The sequence below is a fragment of the Lunatimonas salinarum genome, from assembly GCF_017811155.1.
Lineage (GTDB): Bacteria > Bacteroidota > Bacteroidia > Cytophagales > Cyclobacteriaceae > Lunatimonas > Lunatimonas salinarum.
The window spans coordinates 1-22,089 of sequence record NZ_JACVCV010000010.1 but is presented as its reverse complement, the minus strand read 5'-3'; the positions used below and the strand labels follow the sequence as shown (position 1 = coordinate 22,089).

The following is a 22,089-nucleotide window of genomic DNA, read 5'->3' as shown; positions in this document are numbered from 1 at the left end:
AATTTAACGGATAGGTTAAAGAATGGGTGATTCTTAACTTTTTTTAACAGCAATCCATATATTTGTCGATCGAAAAATCAACTCATGGAATTAACAGACCACGCTTACCGGATTCAGGGAATGGCCCTGACGGAACTTGCCCAAAAGTATGGGACACCTCTTTATGTGTACGATGGAGATAAGATCGTAAGTCAGGTAAATACGCTGAAAGAGGCGTTTTCAGGCGTGAAACTTAAGATTAAGTACGCAACAAAGGCGCTTTCTAACGTGAATATTCTCAGGCTGATGAAACGGGCTGGCACGGGAATGGACGCGGTTTCTATCGAGGAAGTTAGGCTTTGTTTGCATGTTGGGTTTGATCCCAGTGAAATCATGTATACACCGAACTGTGTGTCTTTTGCCGAAATTCAGGAAGCTGTTGAGTTGGGCGTGATGATCAACATCGACAGTATTCCGATGTTGGAGCATTTTGGGACAACCTATGGAGGCTCTGTTCCAATTTGTATTCGCTTGAACCCCCACATTTTGGCCGGAGGTAATGCAAAAATCTCCGTGGGCCACATTGATAGCAAATTCGGTATTTCTATCCTTCAACTTAAGCATGTGCACAAGGTGGTGGAGGCGTATGGATTGCGCGTGGTGGGACTGCATGTACATACTGGCTCGGATATTCTGGATGCGGAGGTGTTTTTAAAAGGAGCAGAAATTCTCTTTGAGGCAGCCACGGAATTTCCTAATCTGGATTTTCTGGATTTTGGAGGAGGATTCAAGGTAGCGTATAAGCCGGGAGATATTTCAACCGATATGAAAGATGTTGGTGCGAAGGTTTCGGCGGCCTTTCAACGTTTTTGCACTTCCTATGGCAAAGAACTTGAGATATGGTTTGAGCCGGGTAAGTTCTTGGTAAGTGAGTGCGGGTTGTTATTGGTTACGGCCAACGTCGTGAAACCTACGCCTGCGACTACCTTTGTGGGTGTCAACTCCGGCCTGAATCACCTGATCAGACCCATGATGTACGATGCCTACCACGGAGTTGTCAATGTGTCCCGGTTGGCAGGACCGGAGCGGATCTATACAATCGTAGGATACATCTGTGAGACGGACACTATCGCTGCCGACCGGAAGCTGCGGGAAGTGCAGGAAGGGGATGTGCTTGCTATTAAGAATGCAGGTGCCTATGGTTTTAGCATGTCTTCGAATTACAATTCCCGGCTGCGTCCCGCGGAGGTTTTGCTTTTTGGAGGCAAGGATTACCTTATCCGCGAGCGGGAAACCTTTGCGGATATACTAAGGCATCAGGTCGATGTTTCGTTCTAGGTGGCGGCATGCCTTCGATCTAATACTGGTTTTAAACGCATTTTATAAAATTGCCAAAATAGGGGCAGGTTCTTTTGACCTGCCTTTTTTTTGCTTTATAGCAGCTTATTTGTAGTTCGATATAGGTGTAAAAAAAAGGAGAATTATTTTTTTGCCTAATGTTGGAAAATACAATAATATTCTATTATTTATATAAGAAGACCTACAAATGAAAATATCATTTATATGTATTTCAAAAACATAAAATAATATTTTAATATTTGAAATACATAAAAATAAATTTGTAAGGCAAAAAAGTTGGTAAAAACGTCAAGGATTGGGTTCCTTATGATTCGGATGGGACTGCGCCATTTTTCGAGTGGTTACCTAGGCGTGAATGGGTGAAAGCTGCATGACTTGGTTCTGCGCTTTTTGGTAAGTATTTGATCGTATTAGAGTACTATAAAACAATAACGAGATGTCACTGATGGCAGTAAAATCCAAGGCAATTATGCAGATCCAGTTGGATCAGAACGATGCTGACAGGATTGCAGGCGACCTGATTGAGTATGCGGAAACCCTATGTGGTGCATTGGGTTTGGATTGTGAAAAGGTGGTCAACGACCTGAAACGAAAAGACAATGTTCACTTGTTTCGAACCTTTAACAGGTACTTTGGCGAGTACATCGAACTACTCGACACGGAAAATTCCATTTTTAACGACTGATCGGCGCTCCTGCTTTTTTGGCATTTTTCCGCCGATAGATCAATAGCCCGGGATTCTCCGGGCTATTGGTTAAACATTTGTTCCCATTTTGGTGGTTATAGGCCTGAGGTATAAACGAAAGGTCTATGGGCAAGAAACTACGATTGATACTGGGGGATCAGTTAAATTACACACACTCTTGGTTTAAGGAGTCAGATGCGGATGTGGTCTACCTGATGATGGAAATGCGGCAGGAAACCGACTATGTCGTCCATCATATCCAAAAAGTGGTCGCTTTTTTTGCTGCTATGCGTTCGTTTGCCACTTTTTTGCGGGATGGAGGGCATCAGCTGGTCTATTTGACCTTGGACGATCCCGCCAATACCCAAAGTTTGACAGCGAACTTGGAGAGAATCATCGCACGCGAACATGTCACCAGCTTTGAATACCTATTGCCTGACGAATACCGGCTGGATCTTCAGCTGCGGGAGTTTTGTCAGAGTCTTTCGATTTCGTCTCGTGTATGCGATTCTGAGCACTTTATTACAGAGCGGGGTTTCCTGAAAGATTTTTTTCGGGGTAAAAAAACCTATTTGATGGAAAGCTTCTATCGGGAACTAAGAAAACGGCACGATGTGCTGATGGATGGGTCCCTTCCGCAAGGAGACCGTTGGAATTTTGATGCGGAAAACAGGGGAAGCATCTCTGATGTGGATGCGGTTCCGAAGCTGATTCAATTTTTTCATAATGTGGAACCGCTCGTGAATATGCTGGATAGCTGTGGCGTAAAAACGCTGGGAGTGATGCCGGAGATGGGCTTGGATTGGCCGATTAACCGAGAAGAGAGCCTGTGCCTATTGGAGTATTTCTGTGAAACGCTACTTCCATACTTTGGGAAATACCAGGACGCCATGCATTCGGATAGCCGTTTTCTATTTCACAGTAGGCTCAGCTTTGCCCTGAATACGAAGATGCTAAACCCTATGGAGGTAATCCGAAGGGTGGAATCCGTCTGGTCCGACAATCCCGACAAATACCCTTTGGCAGGGGTAGAAGGTTTTATTCGCCAGATTTTGGGATGGAGAGAGTACATGCGTGGAGTATATTGGGCGCGAATGCCGGAATATGCTGAGCTTAATTTCTTTGGTCATGCCTCGCCACTTCCTGCCTTTTTTTGGACCGGAACAACGAAAATGAACTGCCTCCGTCAGGCAATAGGGCAATCACTGCAAAATGCCTATGCCCATCATATTCAGCGTTTGATGGTTACCGGTAATTTTGCGCTTTTGGCAGGGGTAGCTCCGGATGCAGTGGACGCTTGGTACCTTGGCATCTACATAGATGCAATCGAATGGGTGGAGATTACAAATACGCGAGGTATGAGTCAGTATGCAGATGGGGGACTCGTGGGTACTAAGCCTTACGTGTCAAGTGCCAACTACATCGCTAAAATGAGTAACTACTGCAGTTCCTGCCACTACGACAAAAACAAGAAGGTTGGTCCAAAGGCTTGTCCGTTTAATAGTCTCTATTGGGCATTTTATGAACGACATCGCCCGCTGTTGGAGAAAAACCCCCGCATCGGATTTGTGTACCGGACCTTGGATCGGATGAAAAATAAGCATGAAATCCTGACGCAAGCGGACGCCTATCTTCAAAACTTGGATGCGCTGTAAATGGCTTAGGATAACTTGGAAAAGAGGCTGATCAATTTCTTTTTTTTGATCGAATAAGGGGGGTAAAGTGATTTGACTGGATTGAACCGCGTGGATTGCTTGAAGACTGCTTTTTCATTCGAAAATGCCAGAAAGCCGAAGTGACCGTGGGCTTTGCCCATTCCGCTGACATTTACGCCGCCAAAGGGTAAATTCGGATGACCAAAATGCACGGCACAGTCGTTTTCTACCAAAGCACCACAGCTCGTTTGTACAGAAAGTTGGTCGCTTACATACTTTTCTTTCGAAAAGACGTACAGCGCCAAGGGTTTTGAATTTCCGTTGATGTAGGCAATGGCTTCATCCAACCCGTTGTAACTGATGATAGGTAGGATTGGACCAAAAATCTCCTCTTGCATGATCCGCATACCCTGATCCACACCTGTGATAACCGTGGGTGCCAGGAATTTCTCGGTGACGTCCAATTCTCCTCCGAAGATTATCTGTCCGCCGCCTGCGACTGCCTCGTCCAGAAGCTGCTTTAAACGAGCCCAATGGGTAGTGTTGATGATGCGGGCATAGTCTGGGCTTTTTGCTATTCCCTTTCCTTTCGGATTGAGTAGCTGGTCAAAGGCAGCGGTGAGTTTTTCGAGAAAAGCCTGATAGACGGATCCGTTGACCAGGATGTAGTCGGGCGCTATGCAGGTTTGCCCGCAATTGATGGATTTAGCCCATGCGATTTTTAGGGCAGCATCGTCCAGGTCACAGCTTGCGTCGACCACTACCGGGGATTTCCCACCTAGTTCTAGGGTCACGCTGCATAAATGCTGTGCCGCCGATTTCATTACTTCTTTGCCCACCTGCGGGCTGCCGGTAAAAAAAACGTGGTTAAACGGAAGTGCCAACAGTGCTTTAGCGACCTCCACTTCTCCCTGAAATACCGCCACCTCGTTTGGCGCAAACAAATCGGACACCATACGCTTAATCAGTGCGGAAGTATTGGGAGATAGTTCCGACGGTTTGAGAACCACCGTGCAGCCTGCTGATATCGCCGACACCAACGGGCCAATGGATAGGTTGAAAGGGTAGTTCCAAGGGGATATAATCAGTGCGCATCCCCTTGGCTCGTATTGAATGCGACAATCGGCTCCCGCGAAGTGCATGGGGTTGCTGACTTTTTTGGCTTTCATCCACTTGGGTAGGTGTCGGATGGCATGGGAAATCTCGCCCAGTATCACAGAGATTTCGGTGATATCGGTCTCAAGATATGGTTTGGCCAAGTCGGCAAATACGGCTTTTCGGATATCATTCGAGTGTTCCCTAATCCATGCTTTCAGGGATTTTAGCTTGTTGATCCGCATGGCGACCGTCTCCGAGCGTAGTAGCAACGCTTTTTCCTGTTGTAACATGAAAACCTGCTCGGGGGTAAATTGCGGATCGTAGGAAGCCATAACTATCGATTGATTTGAGGGGGTTAAAATAGTCTAATTTCCACCTGAAAAGCAAGTTGGCGGATTTTTGCCGTTGATCCTCGAAAATACGATAAATGTATAAAGTACATTAAATTTTTATTAATCAAAAACCATTTAGTTGAAAAAATGGTTTATATTTAACGTATAACCTAAATAATCAACTAAATGTACTGGAGTATTGACGGGTTGTTTCAGCGGGATATGCTCCCCGAGAAGCAACGACTAAGAGTAATTAAAAATTATATCAACAAAATAAACGAAGATAAAAAAACCAAAAAGCGGAGATAGGATCTCCGCTTTTTTTGGGTTTATACTTTTTCGCCTTTTTGGATAAGCCCCTCGGTAAGCCTGTTCAGCGCTTCCACTTTGTATTCAAAGTCTCCTTTTAGCGTTTCCCTGTATTTGTGGATGTTTTCTACCATCTCATTGATGTCTTCGGGAATGATTTCTTCGAGCAGTTGTCGGAGTCGCTTTGCCGTAGTGGGGGATTTCCCATTAGTACTGATGGCGATTTTCACATTTCCCTTCGTCACGATTCCACCTAGGTAAAAGTCACAGCAGTCCGGGGTATCGGCTACATTTACCAAAATGGATCTTTGTTTACAGTCTTCGTAGATGGTTTTGTTAATCTCGGGAAAGTTCGTCGCCGCAATCACCAAGTGTCGGTTTTCCAAGTAATCCGGATGATAGGAGTCTTCGATGAGCTTGATGTTTTCCTTGTTGCGAACGAGTTCTCTCACAGCCTCGGAAATTTCCTTGGATACCACGGTGACCCGTGCGTTGGGGCTGGATTTTAGCAGAAAGGTGAGTTTTTCCAAGCCCACAAAGCCAGCCCCCACCAATAGGGTGTCCAGCTGGGAGACTTTTAAGAATACGGGATAAAGTTCGTTCATGGGTACGTTTGATTAGGCATATCGTCTGCTTAGCACGACTTCTTGGTAACACTCCATCAGCCTGGGACTTTCCAGAACCACCTCACCGATGACAATCACAGCGGGGGAGGAGATCTCTTGCTCGGCTACTTTGCAAATAATGTTGTCCATTATCCCAGCGGCAACCTTTGCTTCCTGTGTAGTCCCACTTTGGATGAGGGCTATGGGCATATTGCCCAGTCCTAATCGTTGGTAAATCGCTGTAATTTCCTGGAGTTTGCCAGTTCCCATCAGTATCACTACAGTGGCGGTAGACTGGGCGGCCAACTTGACATCGGCCGAAAGCTGTCCCGATGAGGTCGTTCCCGTGATGACCCAAAAACTTTCCGAAACACCTCTCTTGGTGACGGGTATGCCCATAGATGCAGGTACTGCCACAGAGGACGATATTCCGGGTACCACTTCCGTTTGAATACCGAATCGGTGAATATAGTCAATTTCCTCAGCGCCTCTGCCAAACACAAAGGGGTCTCCGCCCTTCAGCCGAACCACGTGGCCGTATTTCTTGGCATAATACACACAGAGTTCATTGGTATCTTGCTGAGGATTCATGCGGCTACCGTTTCGCTTGCCCACAAATACTTTAAGGGCCTGTTCGGGCGCATGTTGCAGTAGTGTAGGATCTATCAGGGCATCGTAAAGCACCACATCGGCCCTGTTCAGTGCCAATACACCCTTCAAGGTGATCAGCTCAGGATCTCCCGGCCCTGCACCAACCAAGGTGACTTTTGGGAATGCTTTTTCCATTATGCGTTTACTTCTTTTGCCCGGTAGGCGTTGATTTGTTCGAAAACCGTTCTCGCGTCAGCCAAGTATTTGTTCGCAAATTGCTCGGATGGTTCGTTCGCCTTAATCTGATAGACGATGTCCGAGAAGGATTCGCTGAGATTTACCTTTCCTGCACCGGCTAGATGTTCGTCAAACGAGCTGATGATGTTCGCATAGCTGTTTGTATTGATGCTCTCGGAAGTTAAAATGGCTTTGGCCGCATTGACCATGGCCGCATAGGTATGGTAGATGCTGTCAGACCATTTTCCTGTTCCAAAGCATTCCTGGGCAAGTTCCAATTTTTCTTCGGCTTCCAACATAAGGGTTGCTACCAAGTCGATTACGACACCGGCGCATTCTCCTACACCGATGGCTTTTACATACTCTTGCTCATTGCCCCAGTCCACAAAGTCCGCCTGAACCAGGTCGTCCGTGCTGGCCAGGGGTTTTAACAGTTCATAGAAGTACATCTGACCTTGGCGTTGGTAGTATTCATGGAATACCTCTTCGCTTTGCGCGTTTTCCTCGTAATCATCCAGCAGGGCACGCAATGCTTCAGGGCCACGCTTGCTGGGTATTTTGATCACTTTGTCAGCGAAAATGCCCTGACCTCCACCTAGGGTAGCTCCTCCCAATAGCACTTGGAGTGCAGGCAACACGTTTTTACCCGCCTTGATGGACATCCCCTGAAACCCAATGGATGCCATGTTGTGCTGGCCGCAGGCATTCATACATCCGGATATCTTGATGGTAAGGTCGCTGTTCAGCAGGTATTGGGGGTATTCGTTGGCAATTACCTCTTCGAGTACCACGGCTGCGCCGGTACTGCTGGCAATACCCAGATTACAAGTGTCTGTGCCTGGGCAGGCGGTGATATCTCCTACCGTATTGTAGCCGAATGAAGCCATGTTCAACGCTTTCAATTCCTGATAGAAGAAAGGGATGAGTGATTCCTTCACGTCCCGGATGATGATATTCTGCCGCAAGGTGAACCGCACTTCATTGTTGGCGTAGGTTTTTACCAGGTCTGCCAGCTTGCGGGCTACGTCCGTTCTAAAGTCTCCTAAGGGAACCCGGATTCCCAAGGTGTAGAAGCCAGGTTGTTTTTGGGGGAATACGTTGGTTTTACGCCATTTCAGGTAGGCATCGTCCGAAGGTTCGGCTACTTCTACCGAAGGAGGGTTGGGGAGGGTTTGTGCCTTTTCGTACGTTTCATGATCTATCGGGTAGGTCTTGAAAGGGAGCGCGGTTTTTTCCTCCTCTACTAACTGCATAAATGCTTCCAGCCCTATGCCGCTAATAAGAAACTTCATTCTGGCCTTCATCCGCTTGGCTCGTTCACCATGCCGGTCAAATACGCGTACAACCGCCTCTACAAAGGGGATAAGTTGGTCGGTAGGCAAAAATTCATACACCACGTCTGCGTGGCGCGGCTGCGAACCCAATCCTCCGCCCAGCAACACTTTGAATCCGCGTAGCATTTGGCCGTTTTCATTTTTAGCTACCGCGATAAACCCAAGGTCATGCAAATAGGCCAACGCGGTATCAGCTTCACTGGAAGAAAAGCTGATTTTGAATTTTCGACCCATTTCTTGGCCAACAGGATTTCTCAGCATATACCTAAAGGTAGCGTCTGCATAGGGAGTCACGTCAAAGGGCTCTAGAGGATCCACTCCGGCAGTTTCCGATGCCGTAATGTTTCGCACCGTGTTGCCGCAGGCTTCCCGGATGGTTACATCGTCTCTGTCCAATTCTGCCCAAAGGTCGGGTGTACGGTCTAAGCTTACGTAGTGGATTTGGATATCCTGCCTGGTAGTGATGTGCAGCCTGCCCGTTGAATACTCGTCGGATACTTTGCAGATGCGGTGTAGCTGTTCTGAGGAGACTTTGCCATACGGCAGCTTGATCCGGATCATTTGAACTCCCGGTTGCCGTTGTCCGTAGATACCTCTGGCCAACCGTAAACTTCTGAATTTCTCTTCGTCAATCTTACCGCCTCGGAACAGGGCTATCTTTTTTTCCAGTTCGATGATGTCCTTCTCTACCACCGGGTTTTCTATTTCAGTCCTGAAGCTTTGCATGATGCTATAATTTTGTTGATTAGGTCAGTCTCTTGTTGAATGTAATGGTTATTTCTCGATCGCAGGAGCCTGTTCGTGGAGTCCACACTCTTTATGGGAGGCTTCCCACCACCATCTGCCCGCCCGTGGATCCTCGTGTGGTTCTATGGCACGGGTACACGGTGCGCAACCGATACTAATGAAACCCTTGTCGTGAAGGGGGTTGTAGGGAATGTGATGCTTGTGGATATAATCCAACACCTGATCCATCGTCCAATCCAACAGAGGGTTGAATTTGATGATTTGATTGGCGGGATCCCACTCTAGTTTGCGCATTTTTTGTCGGTTGGCGCTTTGCTCGGCGCGAAGTCCCGTCACCCATATCTCGTTGCCCGCCAAAGCTCTCTTTAGCGGTTCCACCTTCCTGATGTAACAACAGGACTTTCGGTTTTCGACAGACTCGTAGAAGCTATTAATACCCTTTTCCAGCACGAAAGTTTCCACACTTTCCGTGTTAGGGTAATAGGTTTTGATATCTAGGTTATATTTCACTACCGTCTTGGCGAGTAGATCATAGGTTTCGTAAAAGAGCCGTCCCGTATCCAACGTGAAGATTTGTACAGGCAGGTTGTTTTTGGCGATTAGTTGCGTGATTACTTGGTCCTCCTGTCCGAGGGAGGTAGAAAAGACGATTTTTCCCGGGTGTAAATCACATAGCAATCGGAAACTGTCCTCGATATCCAACTGCTGAATCTGTTCAGAAAGATGCGCTAGGGTTTTGTTCTCTGCCATACCAATGTTTCGTTCGTGTGATTTATTGTTCCTTTCCAGTTTCATTTTCTTTTCCTTGGAGCAAACAAGCCGCCAATGAGCTGATTACGGGAAAGGTAATACGTTACAAAAGTACACAAAACCTACAAAATATATAGAGTATATGGAAAAAAATTATTCGTTCTCCAAAATGTCCTGAAGACTTTTCATTTCCAGGATTTTAAGTGTCTCATCCCGGACGTTCGCCATGACCTTGTTGAGGCCGCAGGTCGCCTGGTTTTCGCATTCTTCGCAGGGCTCGTAGTAGTTGAGACTCACGCAGGGTAGGAGGGCAATGGGGCCGTCAAGCAGGCGAATGATGCGGGACAATTGGATTTCCTTGGGTTCTTTTATCAGGTAATATCCACCGCCTTTGCCTTTTTTGCTGCCCAAAAAGCCGGCTTTCTTGAGTTCCAGCAAGATGTTTTCAAGAAACTTGTGGGAAATCCCGTATTTTTCTGAGATTTCCTGAATTAAAATCGCTCCCTTTTCCTGATTTTTCCCCAAATAGACAAGGGCGTGGAAGGCGTATTTGGTCTTTTTAGATAGCATATAGTTACAAAAATATCATTTTTTGCCAAACCAAGGAGGTCGTAAACGAAAAAAGCACTTGGAAACCCGGTTTCCAAGTGCTCTTAATGAGGGGGAAGGCGCTGCTTAGAGCATGCCTACACTTCTTTTTACAAAGTCCGTAAGATCCTTGCCGGTGAGCAGTCCCTGCGCCAATAAGGCCAAGTCAAATGCCTGCTTAGCCAATTTGGCCTGTTCTTCTTCGTTCTCTGCTTTTAGGATCTTGTCTATCACACCGTGATTGCCGTTGATGGCCACTTTGTAGCTGTCTGGCAGGGATCCGTAAAAGGACATCCCGCCTCCGCCTGTTTGGGCCATGTCTTTCATGCGCCGCATGAATTCGTCCATCGTCACGGTTACTGGAAGTTCTTCAGGGCTTAGGCTTTCCACTTCCACACTGTACGTTTTATTGGCGATAGCTTTTTCAAAAACCTCTTTTACCTTCGTCGATTGTTCCTCTGTAAGCAAATTGGCATAGCCGTCGTCTTTCTGGATCAGCTTCTCGGCTACATCAGAATCCACGCGTTTCAGGGAAGTTTTTTCCAGCTTTCCTTCCAGGTGTTGGATGAAATGGCTGTCAATCGGGGAATCCATCACCAACACATCGTAGTCTTTCTTATTGGCTGATTGGATGAAGGCATCCTGCTTGCTGACGTTTGTCGCGTACAGGTAAATGGTCTGATCGTTTTTGTCGGTCTGAATCGGTTTTACTTTGTCGCTGTACTCGTTCAGCGTGAAAAATGCACCGTCGGTGTTTTTCAAAAGGGTAAATTCTTTGCCTTTTTCGTAGAATTTATCCTCGCTGATCATGCCGTATTTTACAAAGAGGCCGATGTCATTCCATTTCGCCTCATAAGCTTGCCGGTCTTTTTTGAAAAGCTCCGAAAGTTTATCGGCCACCTTTTTGGTGATGTAGTTGTTGATTTTTTTCACGTTGCCGTCCGCTTGCAGGAAGCTTCGGGATACGTTTAGCGGAATGTCAGGGGAGTCGATCACCCCGTGCAGGAGCATCAGAAATTCAGGAACGATGTCCTTTACTTCGTCTGTAATGAAGACTTGTCGGCTAAAAAGCTTGATTTTGTTGCGCTGTAGCTCAAATTCGTTCTTGACCTTTGGGAAATACAGGACTCCGGTAAGGTTAAACGGGTAGTCTACATTTAGGTGAATCCAGAACAGCGGATCCTCACTGAAGGGATACAGCTCTTTGTAGAATTTCAGGTAATCCTCGTCCGTTAGCTCATTGGGGGATTTGGTCCAAATGGGCGTGGTGTCGTTGATGATGTTGTCTACCTCCACGGATTTCCATTTCTTCTTGCCTTCCTCGTCCTCGCCATCTTCGACACTTTCTGTTTTGGTACCAAACTGGATAGGGACAGGCAGGAATTTGGCGTATTTGTCCAAGATTTCCTGGAGCTTAAACTTTTCCAGAAACTCCTCGGATTCGCTGTTGACGTAAAGGATCACGTCGGTTCCGCGGGTGGTACGGGTTCCGGGGCCTATTTCAAATTCCGTACTGCCGTCGCAGGTCCAGCTAGCGGGTGCAGCTCCATCCAGATAGGAAAGGGTTTGGATTTCCACTTTATCGGCTACCATGAAAGCGGAGTAAAAGCCAAGTCCAAATTTACCGATGATTTCATTGGCGTCCTTGGCTTCTTTGAATTTCTCCACGAATTCTGCTGCACCGGAGAAAGCGATTTGGTTGATGTACTTTTTGATTTCTTCCGCCGTCATACCCAATCCGCTGTCGGATACGGTGATGGTCTTTTTGTCTTTGTCAAAGTTTACCTTGACGGTGGTATCTCCCAACTCTCCTGTGTATTGACCCAATTGGGCCAATCGCTTGATTTTCTGTGTGGCATCAACTGCGTTGGAAACCAGTTCTCTTAGAAAAATCTCATTGTCTGAGTAGAGAAATTTTTTGATAATGGGGAAAATATTTTCGGTATGGATCGAAATGGTACCTTTTTCCTGCATGGCTTTATATGATTTTGATTAAAACAATTTCGTACGTTAACTGAAGCAGGGTAATCAAGACCTGTTCCAAAAACAAAAGGGTGTCAAAATGGCAGGGTTTTAGCGCTAAATAACTTCTGGAATTATTCTTTCGTTAATTCATCAAGTCTCTCCTGGAAGTTGGGAATCGTGGGATTCCCCATTTCTATTATCCTATCCTCTCTAACCAAAAAAGAAATAAAAGACAGATTATTTTCTATAATATTCGATTTGTAGAACTTTTTATCAGGATCCCAAAGGACAGGGTGTGAAAAGTTGACTTCTTTCATATGCTTGACCAGTCTGGCAGAATCTTTTTCTGATACATAAAATAAGAATGCAACATTTTTATTTTCTGAAATTGTAGTTTGCCAATCAAGCTCCATAGTCGAATGTGGTCCCGCTTTTTCAATGAACACGACGACTTTGTATTTACTGTCGATCCAACTACTATCAAATTTAATCGAACCGCTTGGTTCAATCACAGCTAGATTGGTTGGGAAAGTTAATTCTTTTCCATTCTTACCCGATCTGTTCGGGTGGCACGCCATGGTAATCAGCCACAGCAAACAAACACTGATAAGATTTACTATCAAACTGTCGGTCTTCATGGGGTATTGGATTTGGTTAGAGATTCGAAGAAAGCATCTCTGATCTTATCGAAGGAATCCAGACATTTTGCTTTATCACTATTTTGCCCATCCCGAAGTTTATCTGTCTTTTAGGGTTAGGGAAGCTAGAGCTGCTTGTGCATCCTTATAATAATGCTCATATTGGCAACTGGTGAAGTTTGTGTTAATTATCCTCCCCTCTTTTTCGAATAAGGTCACCTCAGAACGTGAAATAAATTTGTGGCCGTTTGGATCAGTTAGCTGGTTGGAAAAATTTATTCTGTATCCCTTTGAACCATTGGAAGTATCTGCTTCCTTGATGATAAGTGCGTCTAAATTTGTATTAGACTTAAATTGGTCTGCAAGTGATTTCAAATGGCCATCAAAATCGAAATCCGCTTTTTTAGGAAAAGCAATTTTCACCTGCATCGAAGCACCGCCGCAAAGGGAATTTTCTTCAAGCTTTTCACTAATAAAAATTGCTCCGGTCACGTACATTTCGTCAGTTTCCCCCAATACATTTTTCGATTCCAGACTTGCCTGTGAATATTTCCAGCCTGAGGGTAACTCCATTCGGTAATAATCGTTCTCTGCAATGTGCTCACTAGTTGGATTGTTACCCTGACCTCCTTTTTTCGAGTCTATGTCTATTTCGGTTGAAAACCCCTCAAGGCTTCTATCCATATTAGGGCCGGATATCATGCTTCGTTTTAAATCATACTCAAAAAATAGATCTTCTTTAAAATAAGAAAAACCGTATAATTTTTGGAATTTTTCGGAAACAGCAAACGAAGTGAGTGGTTGATCAAGTGTAAAGCGTTCCAACAAGTTCCCGTCCCAATCCCAGATTTCCAGGTGTGGTCTGAAGATTTCAGGTTGTTTCATTACTTCGCGTTTGGGTTTGCCTACATACATCACATAGATATGTGTCGAGGTAGCAAACGGTTCCACCCTGTACATGTTCAATTCTTCCTCCAAATCATTCTTTGGAGGCATTACAATTTCTATTTGCTGCATTAGTTCGCCCTGACTGTTATAGTACTTTATCTGATTTTGGAAAAAGTAAAAGGCCGCAAGCCTCCCATCTTTTGGGTTAACCACTGTCCTTTTCCCATAATCGAGGTAAAGACGTTCTAATTGACTATTGTTTTCAATATTGGATAGTTCAGGATATTTACCGAATGTTGTGAGCTCTTCTCCTCGTTGTAAATGAACCAATTGGTGTTCCGGCCCACCTGGCTTGGCATCCATTATATCGCTAATATAGGTGGATTCATCTATCATAACTAACCCATTTACAGGCGAACTATTTGACATGAACAGCTCAATACTCTCACCCATCACCGAACTGTCATTTTCCAGCTTTATTTTTATAAGGTTTGTACCAGAGACGACTACCAAATTATCGTCCATGGCCTGTAACGAATTTTCATTTACATAACTAAACTCATTGGGACCTTCTCCAATTTCCCCAAAACTGTACAAAAAGGTGAATTCAGGCAATCTGTACACCTTGAACAAATCTTCTTTACCATTGTCAAAAATAACCGCCTTGTCGGGAAACACCAGTATTTTTGCAGGTATCAGAACAGTACTGTCCAAGGTTATTTCTTTGGATAGTAGGCTTCCTGAATCTGGAATCTCACTGATTAGCTTCTTTGAAGAATCGTTGGATTGACAAGAATGAAAAAAGAGAACAAGGACCGGAAGTAATATTTTTTTTTTACAATAGATAGCTCTCTGGAGGGAATACATATTCAATTCTTTTAAAATGTAGAATTTTGATAGCTAAATAGCATTCAGATTGGGTATAACAGGGATGGTCTTACATGTACCTTGAGACCATCCCCGATATGTGTCTATGAGCAAGTTCCTGGATCCCCCCATGAATCTGCTCTTTGGTCTTCACAGGGGCCATATGGTTTACACCGATAAATATACGAACAGTTCCAAAATAGGCATGAGTTGTAGGTAGTATAGCAGATTGTACCTGCACCGCCACTCCCCGCAATCGCCTTCTCCAAAGCCACTTCGTTTTCAGAAAACGGTGCTTCCGTACCGCTAACACCAAACTGCCATCCGGCCACCAGCATAAAAGCTACAGCCCCAAAGACTGCTATTCCTTTTTTTGAATTGTTAATCCATTGCTTCATGTTTTTTTAGTTTGGAGTAAAACATTGATTTAATGGCATCTAAATTGAAAAAAAAAAAACGAGAGTTGCAACTATTACTTTAGAAAAGGTTGAAAAAATAACAAATAATCTGTTTTAAAGCTTATATGGGGGATTTATGTCGAAATTGCAAATTTCTTTTGCGCACCACGGCAAGTTCAGTTAAGCTCCAGTCGGTAACGGAATGCCGGGAAGCGTTGGTTATATCGTTAGACCAACTTGTCAAACCAGATAGCCTTTATGTTTCACCTAAAATAGCCAGCCGCTGTCTATCAGCAGTTTTCGGTAAATAGTTTTAGCCACTCACTTTCACTTTTCGGAGGGTACTGCTGTAAGTATTGTAGCATTTTTTGAATACTGTTGTTGCCATACATCTGGTATCTTTCCCACCAAAGTGCGGACCAGAAAACGGAACCGTTTGGAAAATACTTTCCCCGAAGGATTTCAAATTCATTCGGTTTATTGGACTGCAGCCATTCGGGTTTCATTTTTTTCCATCGTTCATTTTTATCGACCATATATTCTGAATAGGGTTTACCGTTTATCGGCGCGACTTTGATTTTCAGTTCGTATAATAGCAAATCCCTAAAAAAAACAGCAAATCCAGTACGGATATCATCCATTTCTTGCAGTTTAATGTCGGATGGCTCATAAAACCAAAAGTTCCTTCCCAACTCGTAGAAAAACAAATGGTCATAGTCTCCATGCTGTACAAACTGATTATATATCCTCTTGAACTTTTCCTCCGTTATCTCTATGCCCTTTCTGCCTAGTCTACCGCACCCTGATCCACAAGTAGAAGGCACTATGGCTACTGGAAGTCTATCGATTTTCATAGGAGACGGTTCGGGCTCCCTACCAGAGATGTTGGCTGCCAGCTCATAGGCGAGATCATAAGTTTTAAGAATTGATCGAATTGTATCCGGGTTAAAACTGACCTTTGGATGTAGTAGCAGGACATGTTTGCTTTCCTCGTAGGATAATTCAAGATGGCTCCCTTCGAATTGCTGATATCGAATAGTACCAAGATTACAGCTTTGGCATATTATCAATATTAAAATAAAAATATATTTCAATTTTTTATTTTTTTTGTTGGATTTTATCATTTTTATTATTTAGTTAACTGTGTGAATAAAGCCAAAAAGAAAGATATAATCAAATGGAGTTTAAAATTTTTGCTCTCTGGCGTAGCACTTTATTTTGTTTTTCGTATCGTCGATCCAGATTCGATTTTTGATGCTTTTTTTTCTTCACACCCCTGGTACCTGCTTTTGGCATTTTTAGCATTCAATGGGTCCAAAATTCTTGCTGCGTTTCGATTAAATCGGTTCTACAAAGCGATAGGTGTTTACCTGACCAACCGCTACAATCTTTTACTTTATTACATAGGCATGTTTTATAACCTGTTTTTACCAGGGAGTGTGGGCGGAGACGCTTATAAAGTTTTTTTACTACAAGAGCGAAATAACGGGAGGACGAAGCCCCTACTATGGGCTACCCTTCTCGATAGGGTAAGTGGGCTTGTGGTGCTTGCCCATCTCACCTTTGGGCTCATTCTTCTGAGGAAAGATTTGGCCGGGATACCCTATTTACAGCCCCTTGTCTGGTCAGCACTTCTGCTTACAATTCCTGCTCATTGGTTATTGAAAAGAATTGTCTTTACACGTTTTATACCTATATTCTGGCCCACCTTATTTCTTTCTTTCTGGGTACAACTAGGCCAACTGATTTGTGCTTGTTTTATCCTATTGGCACTGGGCATTCAGGGAGGTTATTTGGATTACCTGATCCTGTTTATGGTATCTTCGGTGGTGGCGGTCTTGCCTTTTACCGTTGGAGGAGTGGGGGCCAGGGAGTTGGTTTTCCTTTACGGGTACCGTTTTCTTGTAATTGATGAACATTTGGCGGTGGCTTTTACCTTTCTCTTCTTTTCGATCCTCGCTGTTTCTTCTCTGCCGGGGCTGGCGTTCTCATTTAGTTCCCTTCCTGCTCCAAGCGGATCACCAATCTCTCAAATCACGAAATTATGAACAATGGGATAAAGTTTGTTTTCCTGGCTTACCTTCTTTTTGGTACGATACTGGTGGGAGATTATGGCCTCAGTATGGATGAGCCGGTGCAGCGAAAACACGGTATTGTAGCCTTTGAGTATGTCAACGATCTATTTGGATTTTATCCAGACCTACCAAATCTCACAGTAGAGCACCTTCCAGGCTATGATCATCGGGACTACGGCATGCTTTTCCAAATGGTGGCTTATGGCTTGGAGCTTACGATGGGCATCGACAACACCAGGGATATTTTTAGGCTAAGGCACCTGATGGTCTTTGTGCTTTTCTGGGCAGCCTCCTGGGTATTTTATTGGATCCTCTATTCTCGGTTCAATTCTGTGCCATTGGCTTTAGCCGGGGTGCTAATGCTTGTACTCAGTCCACGTATCTTTGGGAACAGCATGTACAATCCTAAAGATATCCCATTGCTTTGCTGGTTTGTGTTTGCTTTTTATACCCATATTCGCTTTATGGACGGGAAGGATCGGTATGGACCAGTATTACACGGGTTGGCTTGTGCCCTGGCCATCGGTAGTCGTGTGGTGGGGGTGGTATGGCCGGTATTATCACTCGGATACCTCTTATGCCACCTGATTATCCAGAGAAGTTCCAAAGCAGAAGTAATGTTATACGTCAAAAGAACCACTTTTTATCTGCTGTTCCTCCTGGTTTTTACCTTTACGCTCTGGCCAGTTTTATGGGAAGATCCGATAGGAGGCTTCTTACATTCTTTCAACAGCATGAAACAGTTTCGCTGGTATGCAGAAATGCTTTACCTGGGTAATATGGTTCGGTCCACGGAGTTGCCCTGGCATTACATTCCTGTTTTGATAAGTGTGACCACTCCTTTAACGATCCTATTGGTAATTCTATCAGGATTATTTGTCATGTTTAGCAATGTATGGAAGTACAAGCAAAAGTTGTTTATCCAAACCAACTTGGGTCAGGACACGGTAGCATTAGGTGCAGCATTAATTCCCTTACTGGCGGTGGTTTTGTTCGGGTCGGTATTATACAATGGATGGCGACACCTTTATTTCATTTATCCTTTTTTGGTCTATTTGGGTGTATTGGGCATCGATACGTTGATAAATGTGTTCAGGCGAAAGCGGTCTAACGTAATGGTGAAGGTTTTTGCTGTAGGATTGTTGGGCATGGCCACGTGGGACGTAGGTAATACGGTTTACTTCCTTATAAAATACCATCCCCATCAAAGCGTGTATTTTAACTTTCTTGCCGGTGATGTGGAAAAGAATTTTGAAAGGGATTATTATGGGGTTTCTTATAAGGAGGGATTATCCAGGTTATTGGAGCGCTATCCTGAAAAGAACATTAGAATTTACAGTATGGATTTTATTGGTAGGATTAATACGATGGTCTTTCCAAAACAGGATGCCGAAAGGCTGGAATTTGTGGATAGCCCAAAGGATGCAGAATTTTTCTTTACCTTATTTACTTTTCGTTCCAAACAAGAATACCAGAAATATATCCAAAATGATTACCCGTACAATCAACCAATTGATTTCGCAATTAGAGTTAAGGGGTACCGAACGCTTCAAGTTTATCGATTAGGTCTACCATAATAAACCAAGTTCGACTTTTTAAATACTAAAATCCAGTTACTTTAACTTTACAGGTATAACATAATTAAAAATGGGAAAAATATAATCGAAAAGCAAATTATGAGTGTCGGTATCTTTATTAAGAAAGTCAATTTTAAAGTTCCTATTAGGATTTTCAAAAGATCAGTGATTTATTAAGAATATCAGAGTGCCTACGGATTTAGTGTGTATTTGACTATAACCGGATTACGAGAATCATGAGGTGTGCTATCAGTCTGACTAACATTTGGCAGCTTTAACCAGTCATCATATGTCAAATACCCAAAAAAGAATGCTTCGGACCCATACACAGGACCACGAAGACTTGTTCCTTTCAACCAATTATTTTCTAATGGGAAATGACATAATTTCTTGGATTGTTTGTGATAATAAGAAACGAATTCCTGATCTTCAGAATTGTTAAAGCCACTTTTGCTTTTCACCCAATGAAAGCTTAAATAATTGTCATTTTCTATAAGATTCCCTGCATTAAACACGTATGGGTTTTCCATGAAAAAATTTCTCATTTCATTTAACAACATTTTTTTTGTATTTTTTGTTAGGCGGTCTTTTCCGAAATCTAATATCAACTCTGGAATTATACTATTTTCAGATATATTGAATATAGTGTCTGTCCATGCGTGAAGAAACCGAATATTATTACCGTATTTTGAAAACTCGATTGCACTTTTATATGTATCGGTATTTCCAATGTCGATTGCTCCTTTAGCAACCATTGAACCTGTTTTATTTTCGAAAACATTAATCAGTTCATGTTCATCACTTCCGTAACTTCTTAGATCTATATGATAAGCGGTTAAATAATTGTTGATTGGTAAAAAACTAACAACTTGCCCTTCAAAAGGAATCCTGCTTTCATGCTTGAAATTACCATCAAGATCAAAAACAATAGTTTTCTTATGAAACAAATCTAATACATATAATTCATTGTTAAATAAGCTCATATCGAAAGGCTTATTGAACTCACCAATACCATCTCCAATAGTATTTATTTTAAACAAGAACTTTCCAGATGTTGAAAAGCAAAAAATACTTTTTGTTAAATGGGTATCTAAAATGAAAATCTTATCATTATAAATAGACATTTTATCTATTGACCCAATTATAGAAGAATCATTTGACTCAAGTTCTACGAACTGGTAATCGGGACTATCAATTGAATAGGCCGGCTTTAATTGATCAAGATTAATAATTATCTTTTCAATAGATGATTCGTTAGAATTACTTTCACTTGATTTTTTGCATGATCCGATAATTAACAAAGAGTAGAAGAGTACAAATTTTAGTTTCATACGTTTAGATAAAATAAGGTTGCAGGTGGGCAAGGGAGTAAAAAAATAGCTCCCTTGTTTACTACTATTACATTAAGAAAAGCAACATATTGCCGTTGTTGTCTCATCACAACATAGATCCCATCTTTTACCACAAGTTCCCCAAGTCTGAATTCCTGTGGAAGAATGCCCTGGATTACATGATCCTTTAATCGCATTCTCCAAAGCCACTTCGTTATCAGAAAACGGCACTTCCGTACCGCTAACACCAAATTGCCAGCCGGCCACCAGCATTACTGCTACAGCCCCACAGGCTGCCATTACTTTTTTTGAGTTGTTAATCCATTGCTTCATGTTTTTTTAGTTTGGAGTAAAACATTGATTTAATGGTGCTTAAATTGAAAAAATAAAAACGAGAGTTGCAACTATTATTTTAGAAATTTCTGAAAAAACAACAAATAATCTGTTTTAAAGCGTATACAGAGGGAGTTAGTTGACAAGCTTTGAAGGGCGGAACGATTTCGTTAGTTTTCCAAGTGATAAAAGCGGGAAAAACGATATCGCATTTACTACTAATCACCGTAATCAAATATTACCACATTCGGATCCTTATCTGATGAAATACCGAAAAATCGCTTGTTTTTCTCGTCTACTGCAAGGGAAAAAAGGGCGTGGTCAAGTGTGTAGGTTTTTACCAAATTGCCGGAATAATCGAACACGAATATTTCTCTGGCCATTTCACCCTCCTGAAAGAAAACATCCACGGACTTCCCAAAATAGAGGGCATAAATATATTCATCTCCTGCAACGGCGTAGGTATAATAGTATGGCAGGCTCCTGTTGGTAAATTGTGCCATGGGATAGCCTGCGGAGTAATCTACCTCAAATGCTGGGATATTGTGTTCCGGCCCACGGACAGAGATGATCTTTCCACTTGGGAGGTGCAGAATTTCTATAAAATCCCTTAAGAGTCCTACCAGCACGTATTTTTTGCGATCAGCCCTGATAGACGATTTACCCTGATGAACAGATTTGATCACATTGGGTGGAGTAGAGCGGTCTTCCAGCATTTGGCTCCAAGTACCATAAGTCGAAAGAACGTTACCCAGCGTATCATAAAGCACAAACTTATCATCTCCATCTGCCAACCGACACATAAGGGTGCTATCAGAAAACCAACCTATATCGGTGGCCAAAAACATTTTCTCCGGTTGACGAAAAGCCTTTTGGTACAATTCATCAGGCGAATTCAGGTCAAACAAGGCAATCAATTTTTGGGTATGGTCGTAAATCCAGCATTCATTTACCGATTTCCCTCGCTGCAATTGATAGGTGGCAACGATTTCCCCTGGTCCCATACCATCTTTACCCATTGTTTTGATCAGCTGTTCACTATCAGGATCGACCACGTGCAGGTGGTAGTCTAGGGCATTGCGCTCTGCCACCACCAGGTATTTACCTGTCCATAAAATTGATTTGGGGTTTAACAGCGCAGGAAGATTGAGTTTCTTGCCCTTAAGTGCATCCGGGGCAGGAATATCGTCCGAACCAAAAGTGCGGATAATATAGTCTGAGGCCACAGAATCCTTGGGTGGGGTTCCACAAGAAATGAAAAAACCAAAAATGAGGAGTACCAAAAGCGGGTGTGGAGTATGCATAGCGATGAAAGGGTTTTTCATAGTTGTAATGAGGAGAGATTAAAAATTATCTCCCCTCATTGATTTTACTTTAAGGGCAGCTGGTATATCCACCATACCACCAGGATTCTTCGAAAGTTTTGCCTATAGGGTGCTCGCATTCTGTTCCAATCCATGCACAACAAAGACCTCCATAGCCACTCCCCGCAATCGCCTTCTCCAACGCCACCTCCTTTTCAGAAAACGGCACATCCGTACCGCTAACACCAAATTGCCAGCCGACCACCAGCATCACTGCTACAGCGCCACAGGCTGCCAATAATTTTCTTGAATTTTTTAGCCATTGCTTCATGTTTTTTTAGTTTGACGTAAAACATTGATTTAATGGCACTTAAATTGAAAAAAAAAATCGAGAGTTGCAACTATTATTTTAGAAATTTCTGAAAAAACAACAAATAATCTGTT

20 protein-coding genes are annotated in these 22,089 nt (G+C 43.3%); 5 read left to right on the top strand and 15 right to left on the bottom strand.

Annotated elements, in window-relative coordinates; translation table 11 throughout:
• Positions 1-84 precede the first annotated feature (84 nt).
• From lysA to IAQ59_RS13170, 3 genes are all read left to right on the top strand, one after another.
• Positions 85-1,317: a diaminopimelate decarboxylase gene (gene lysA, locus IAQ59_RS13180; protein ID WP_209331294.1), complete on the top strand. Its 1,233-nt coding sequence runs from the start codon at positions 85-87 to the stop codon at positions 1,315-1,317.
• Between the two features lie 457 nt (positions 1,318-1,774).
• Entirely contained in the window at positions 1,775-2,023 is a 249-nt protein-coding gene (locus IAQ59_RS13175; RefSeq protein ID WP_209331293.1) for a hypothetical protein, read from the top strand.
• Positions 2,024-2,148: 125 nt separating this feature from the next.
• Positions 2,149-3,678, top strand: a complete 1,530-nt coding sequence (locus IAQ59_RS13170; protein ID WP_209331292.1) for a cryptochrome/photolyase family protein — start codon at positions 2,149-2,151, stop codon at positions 3,676-3,678.
• Between the two features lie 5 nt (positions 3,679-3,683).
• Here the strand turns inward: IAQ59_RS13170 and IAQ59_RS13165 are convergent, their stop codons facing one another.
• The 11 genes from IAQ59_RS13165 to IAQ59_RS13115 all read right to left on the bottom strand — a co-directional run bounded on the left by IAQ59_RS13165 (position 3,684) and on the right by IAQ59_RS13115 (position 15,879).
• Positions 3,684-5,108: an aldehyde dehydrogenase family protein gene (locus tag IAQ59_RS13165; RefSeq protein WP_209331291.1), complete on the bottom strand. Its 1,425-nt coding sequence runs from the start codon at positions 5,106-5,108 to the stop codon at positions 3,684-3,686.
• A 329-nt stretch (positions 5,109-5,437) separates the two neighbouring features.
• The gene (locus IAQ59_RS13160; protein ID WP_209331290.1) at positions 5,438-6,022 is read right to left on the bottom strand and encodes a precorrin-2 dehydrogenase/sirohydrochlorin ferrochelatase family protein; all 585 of its coding nucleotides are present in this window, start codon (positions 6,020-6,022) and stop codon (positions 5,438-5,440) included.
• A 12-nt stretch (positions 6,023-6,034) separates the two neighbouring features.
• Positions 6,035-6,808 (bottom strand): uroporphyrinogen-III C-methyltransferase, encoded by a 774-nt coding sequence (gene cobA, locus IAQ59_RS13155; protein WP_209331289.1) that lies wholly within the window; start codon positions 6,806-6,808, stop codon positions 6,035-6,037.
• Positions 6,808-8,910, bottom strand: a complete 2,103-nt coding sequence (locus tag IAQ59_RS13150) for a HEPN domain-containing protein (RefSeq protein WP_209331288.1) — start codon at positions 8,908-8,910, stop codon at positions 6,808-6,810. Before IAQ59_RS13150 ends, cobA begins: the two co-directional genes overlap by 1 nt.
• Before the next feature lie 48 nt (positions 8,911-8,958).
• Positions 8,959-9,681 (bottom strand): phosphoadenylyl-sulfate reductase, encoded by a 723-nt coding sequence (locus IAQ59_RS13145; protein WP_209331442.1) that lies wholly within the window; start codon positions 9,679-9,681, stop codon positions 8,959-8,961.
• Between the two features lie 153 nt (positions 9,682-9,834).
• Positions 9,835-10,251: an RrF2 family transcriptional regulator gene (locus IAQ59_RS13140; RefSeq protein WP_209331287.1), complete on the bottom strand. Its 417-nt coding sequence runs from the start codon at positions 10,249-10,251 to the stop codon at positions 9,835-9,837.
• Positions 10,252-10,356: 105 nt separating this feature from the next.
• Positions 10,357-12,243, bottom strand: a complete 1,887-nt coding sequence (gene htpG, locus IAQ59_RS13135) for a molecular chaperone HtpG (protein WP_209331286.1) — start codon at positions 12,241-12,243, stop codon at positions 10,357-10,359.
• 122 nt (positions 12,244-12,365) lie between these two features.
• Positions 12,366-12,872: a hypothetical protein gene (locus IAQ59_RS13130; RefSeq protein WP_209331285.1), complete on the bottom strand. Its 507-nt coding sequence runs from the start codon at positions 12,870-12,872 to the stop codon at positions 12,366-12,368.
• 99 nt (positions 12,873-12,971) lie between these two features.
• Positions 12,972-14,627 carry a BF3164 family lipoprotein gene (locus tag IAQ59_RS13125; RefSeq protein WP_209331284.1) on the bottom strand — a complete coding sequence of 552 codons (1,656 nt, stop codon included), beginning with the start codon at positions 14,625-14,627 and terminating at the stop codon, positions 12,972-12,974.
• A 104-nt stretch (positions 14,628-14,731) separates the two neighbouring features.
• Positions 14,732-15,025, bottom strand: a complete 294-nt coding sequence (locus IAQ59_RS13120; protein ID WP_209331283.1) for a hypothetical protein — start codon at positions 15,023-15,025, stop codon at positions 14,732-14,734.
• 290 nt (positions 15,026-15,315) lie between these two features.
• Entirely contained in the window at positions 15,316-15,879 is a 564-nt protein-coding gene (locus tag IAQ59_RS13115) for a hypothetical protein (protein ID WP_209331282.1), read from the bottom strand.
• Between the two features lie 291 nt (positions 15,880-16,170).
• Here IAQ59_RS13115 and IAQ59_RS13110 point away from each other — a divergent pair, with 291 nt between their 5' ends.
• Positions 16,171-17,073 carry a lysylphosphatidylglycerol synthase transmembrane domain-containing protein gene (locus tag IAQ59_RS13110; protein WP_209331281.1) on the top strand — a complete coding sequence of 301 codons (903 nt, stop codon included), beginning with the start codon at positions 16,171-16,173 and terminating at the stop codon, positions 17,071-17,073.
• A complete protein-coding gene (locus IAQ59_RS13105; RefSeq protein ID WP_209331280.1) occupies positions 17,070-18,677 on the top strand; it encodes an ArnT family glycosyltransferase in 1,608 nt (535 codons plus the stop codon). The genes IAQ59_RS13110 and IAQ59_RS13105 overlap by 4 nt, the downstream gene beginning before the upstream one ends.
• 191 nt (positions 18,678-18,868) lie before the next feature.
• On the opposite strand, the gene IAQ59_RS13100 is transcribed toward IAQ59_RS13105, so the two are convergent.
• From IAQ59_RS13100 to IAQ59_RS13085, 4 genes are all read right to left on the bottom strand, one after another.
• Positions 18,869-20,008 (bottom strand): 6-bladed beta-propeller, encoded by a 1,140-nt coding sequence (locus tag IAQ59_RS13100; RefSeq protein ID WP_209331279.1) that lies wholly within the window; start codon positions 20,006-20,008, stop codon positions 18,869-18,871.
• A 72-nt stretch (positions 20,009-20,080) separates the two neighbouring features.
• Positions 20,081-20,341 (bottom strand): hypothetical protein, encoded by a 261-nt coding sequence (locus tag IAQ59_RS13095; RefSeq protein WP_209331278.1) that lies wholly within the window; start codon positions 20,339-20,341, stop codon positions 20,081-20,083.
• Positions 20,342-20,559: 218 nt separating this feature from the next.
• Positions 20,560-21,645, bottom strand: coding sequence for a BF3164 family lipoprotein (locus IAQ59_RS13090; protein ID WP_209331277.1), 1,086 nt, complete (start codon positions 21,643-21,645; stop codon positions 20,560-20,562).
• Positions 21,646-21,715: 70 nt separating this feature from the next.
• Positions 21,716-21,976, bottom strand: coding sequence for a hypothetical protein (locus tag IAQ59_RS13085; protein ID WP_209331276.1), 261 nt, complete (start codon positions 21,974-21,976; stop codon positions 21,716-21,718).
• Positions 21,977-22,089 lie beyond the last annotated feature (113 nt).

What these genes read in the sequence shown, in the direction of transcription:
- lysA (WP_209331294.1), top strand. Translation starts at nt 85, where the DNA reads ATGGAATTAACAGACCACGCTTACCGGATTCAGGGAATGGCCCTGACG.
- IAQ59_RS13175 (WP_209331293.1), top strand. Translation starts at nt 1,775, where the DNA reads ATGTCACTGATGGCAGTAAAATCCAAGGCAATTATGCAGATCCAGTTG.
- IAQ59_RS13170 (WP_209331292.1), top strand. Translation starts at nt 2,149, where the DNA reads ATGGGCAAGAAACTACGATTGATACTGGGGGATCAGTTAAATTACACA.
- IAQ59_RS13165 (WP_209331291.1), bottom strand. Translation starts at nt 5,108, where the DNA reads ATGGCTTCCTACGATCCGCAATTTACCCCCGAGCAGGTTTTCATGTTA.
- IAQ59_RS13160 (WP_209331290.1), bottom strand. Translation starts at nt 6,022, where the DNA reads ATGAACGAACTTTATCCCGTATTCTTAAAAGTCTCCCAGCTGGACACC.
- cobA (WP_209331289.1), bottom strand. Translation starts at nt 6,808, where the DNA reads ATGGAAAAAGCATTCCCAAAAGTCACCTTGGTTGGTGCAGGGCCGGGA.
- IAQ59_RS13150 (WP_209331288.1), bottom strand. Translation starts at nt 8,910, where the DNA reads ATGCAAAGCTTCAGGACTGAAATAGAAAACCCGGTGGTAGAGAAGGAC.
- IAQ59_RS13145 (WP_209331442.1), bottom strand. Translation starts at nt 9,681, where the DNA reads ATGGCAGAGAACAAAACCCTAGCGCATCTTTCTGAACAGATTCAGCAG.
- IAQ59_RS13140 (WP_209331287.1), bottom strand. Translation starts at nt 10,251, where the DNA reads ATGCTATCTAAAAAGACCAAATACGCCTTCCACGCCCTTGTCTATTTG.
- htpG (WP_209331286.1), bottom strand. Translation starts at nt 12,243, where the DNA reads ATGCAGGAAAAAGGTACCATTTCGATCCATACCGAAAATATTTTCCCC.
- IAQ59_RS13130 (WP_209331285.1), bottom strand. Translation starts at nt 12,872, where the DNA reads ATGAAGACCGACAGTTTGATAGTAAATCTTATCAGTGTTTGTTTGCTG.
- IAQ59_RS13125 (WP_209331284.1), bottom strand. Translation starts at nt 14,627, where the DNA reads ATGTATTCCCTCCAGAGAGCTATCTATTGTAAAAAAAAAATATTACTT.
- IAQ59_RS13120 (WP_209331283.1), bottom strand. Translation starts at nt 15,025, where the DNA reads ATGAAGCAATGGATTAACAATTCAAAAAAAGGAATAGCAGTCTTTGGG.
- IAQ59_RS13115 (WP_209331282.1), bottom strand. Translation starts at nt 15,879, where the DNA reads ATGAAAATCGATAGACTTCCAGTAGCCATAGTGCCTTCTACTTGTGGA.
- IAQ59_RS13105 (WP_209331280.1), top strand. Translation starts at nt 17,070, where the DNA reads ATGAACAATGGGATAAAGTTTGTTTTCCTGGCTTACCTTCTTTTTGGT.
- IAQ59_RS13100 (WP_209331279.1), bottom strand. Translation starts at nt 20,008, where the DNA reads ATGAAACTAAAATTTGTACTCTTCTACTCTTTGTTAATTATCGGATCA.
- IAQ59_RS13095 (WP_209331278.1), bottom strand. Translation starts at nt 20,341, where the DNA reads ATGAAGCAATGGATTAACAACTCAAAAAAAGTAATGGCAGCCTGTGGG.
- IAQ59_RS13090 (WP_209331277.1), bottom strand. Translation starts at nt 21,645, where the DNA reads ATGCATACTCCACACCCGCTTTTGGTACTCCTCATTTTTGGTTTTTTC.
- IAQ59_RS13085 (WP_209331276.1), bottom strand. Translation starts at nt 21,976, where the DNA reads ATGAAGCAATGGCTAAAAAATTCAAGAAAATTATTGGCAGCCTGTGGC.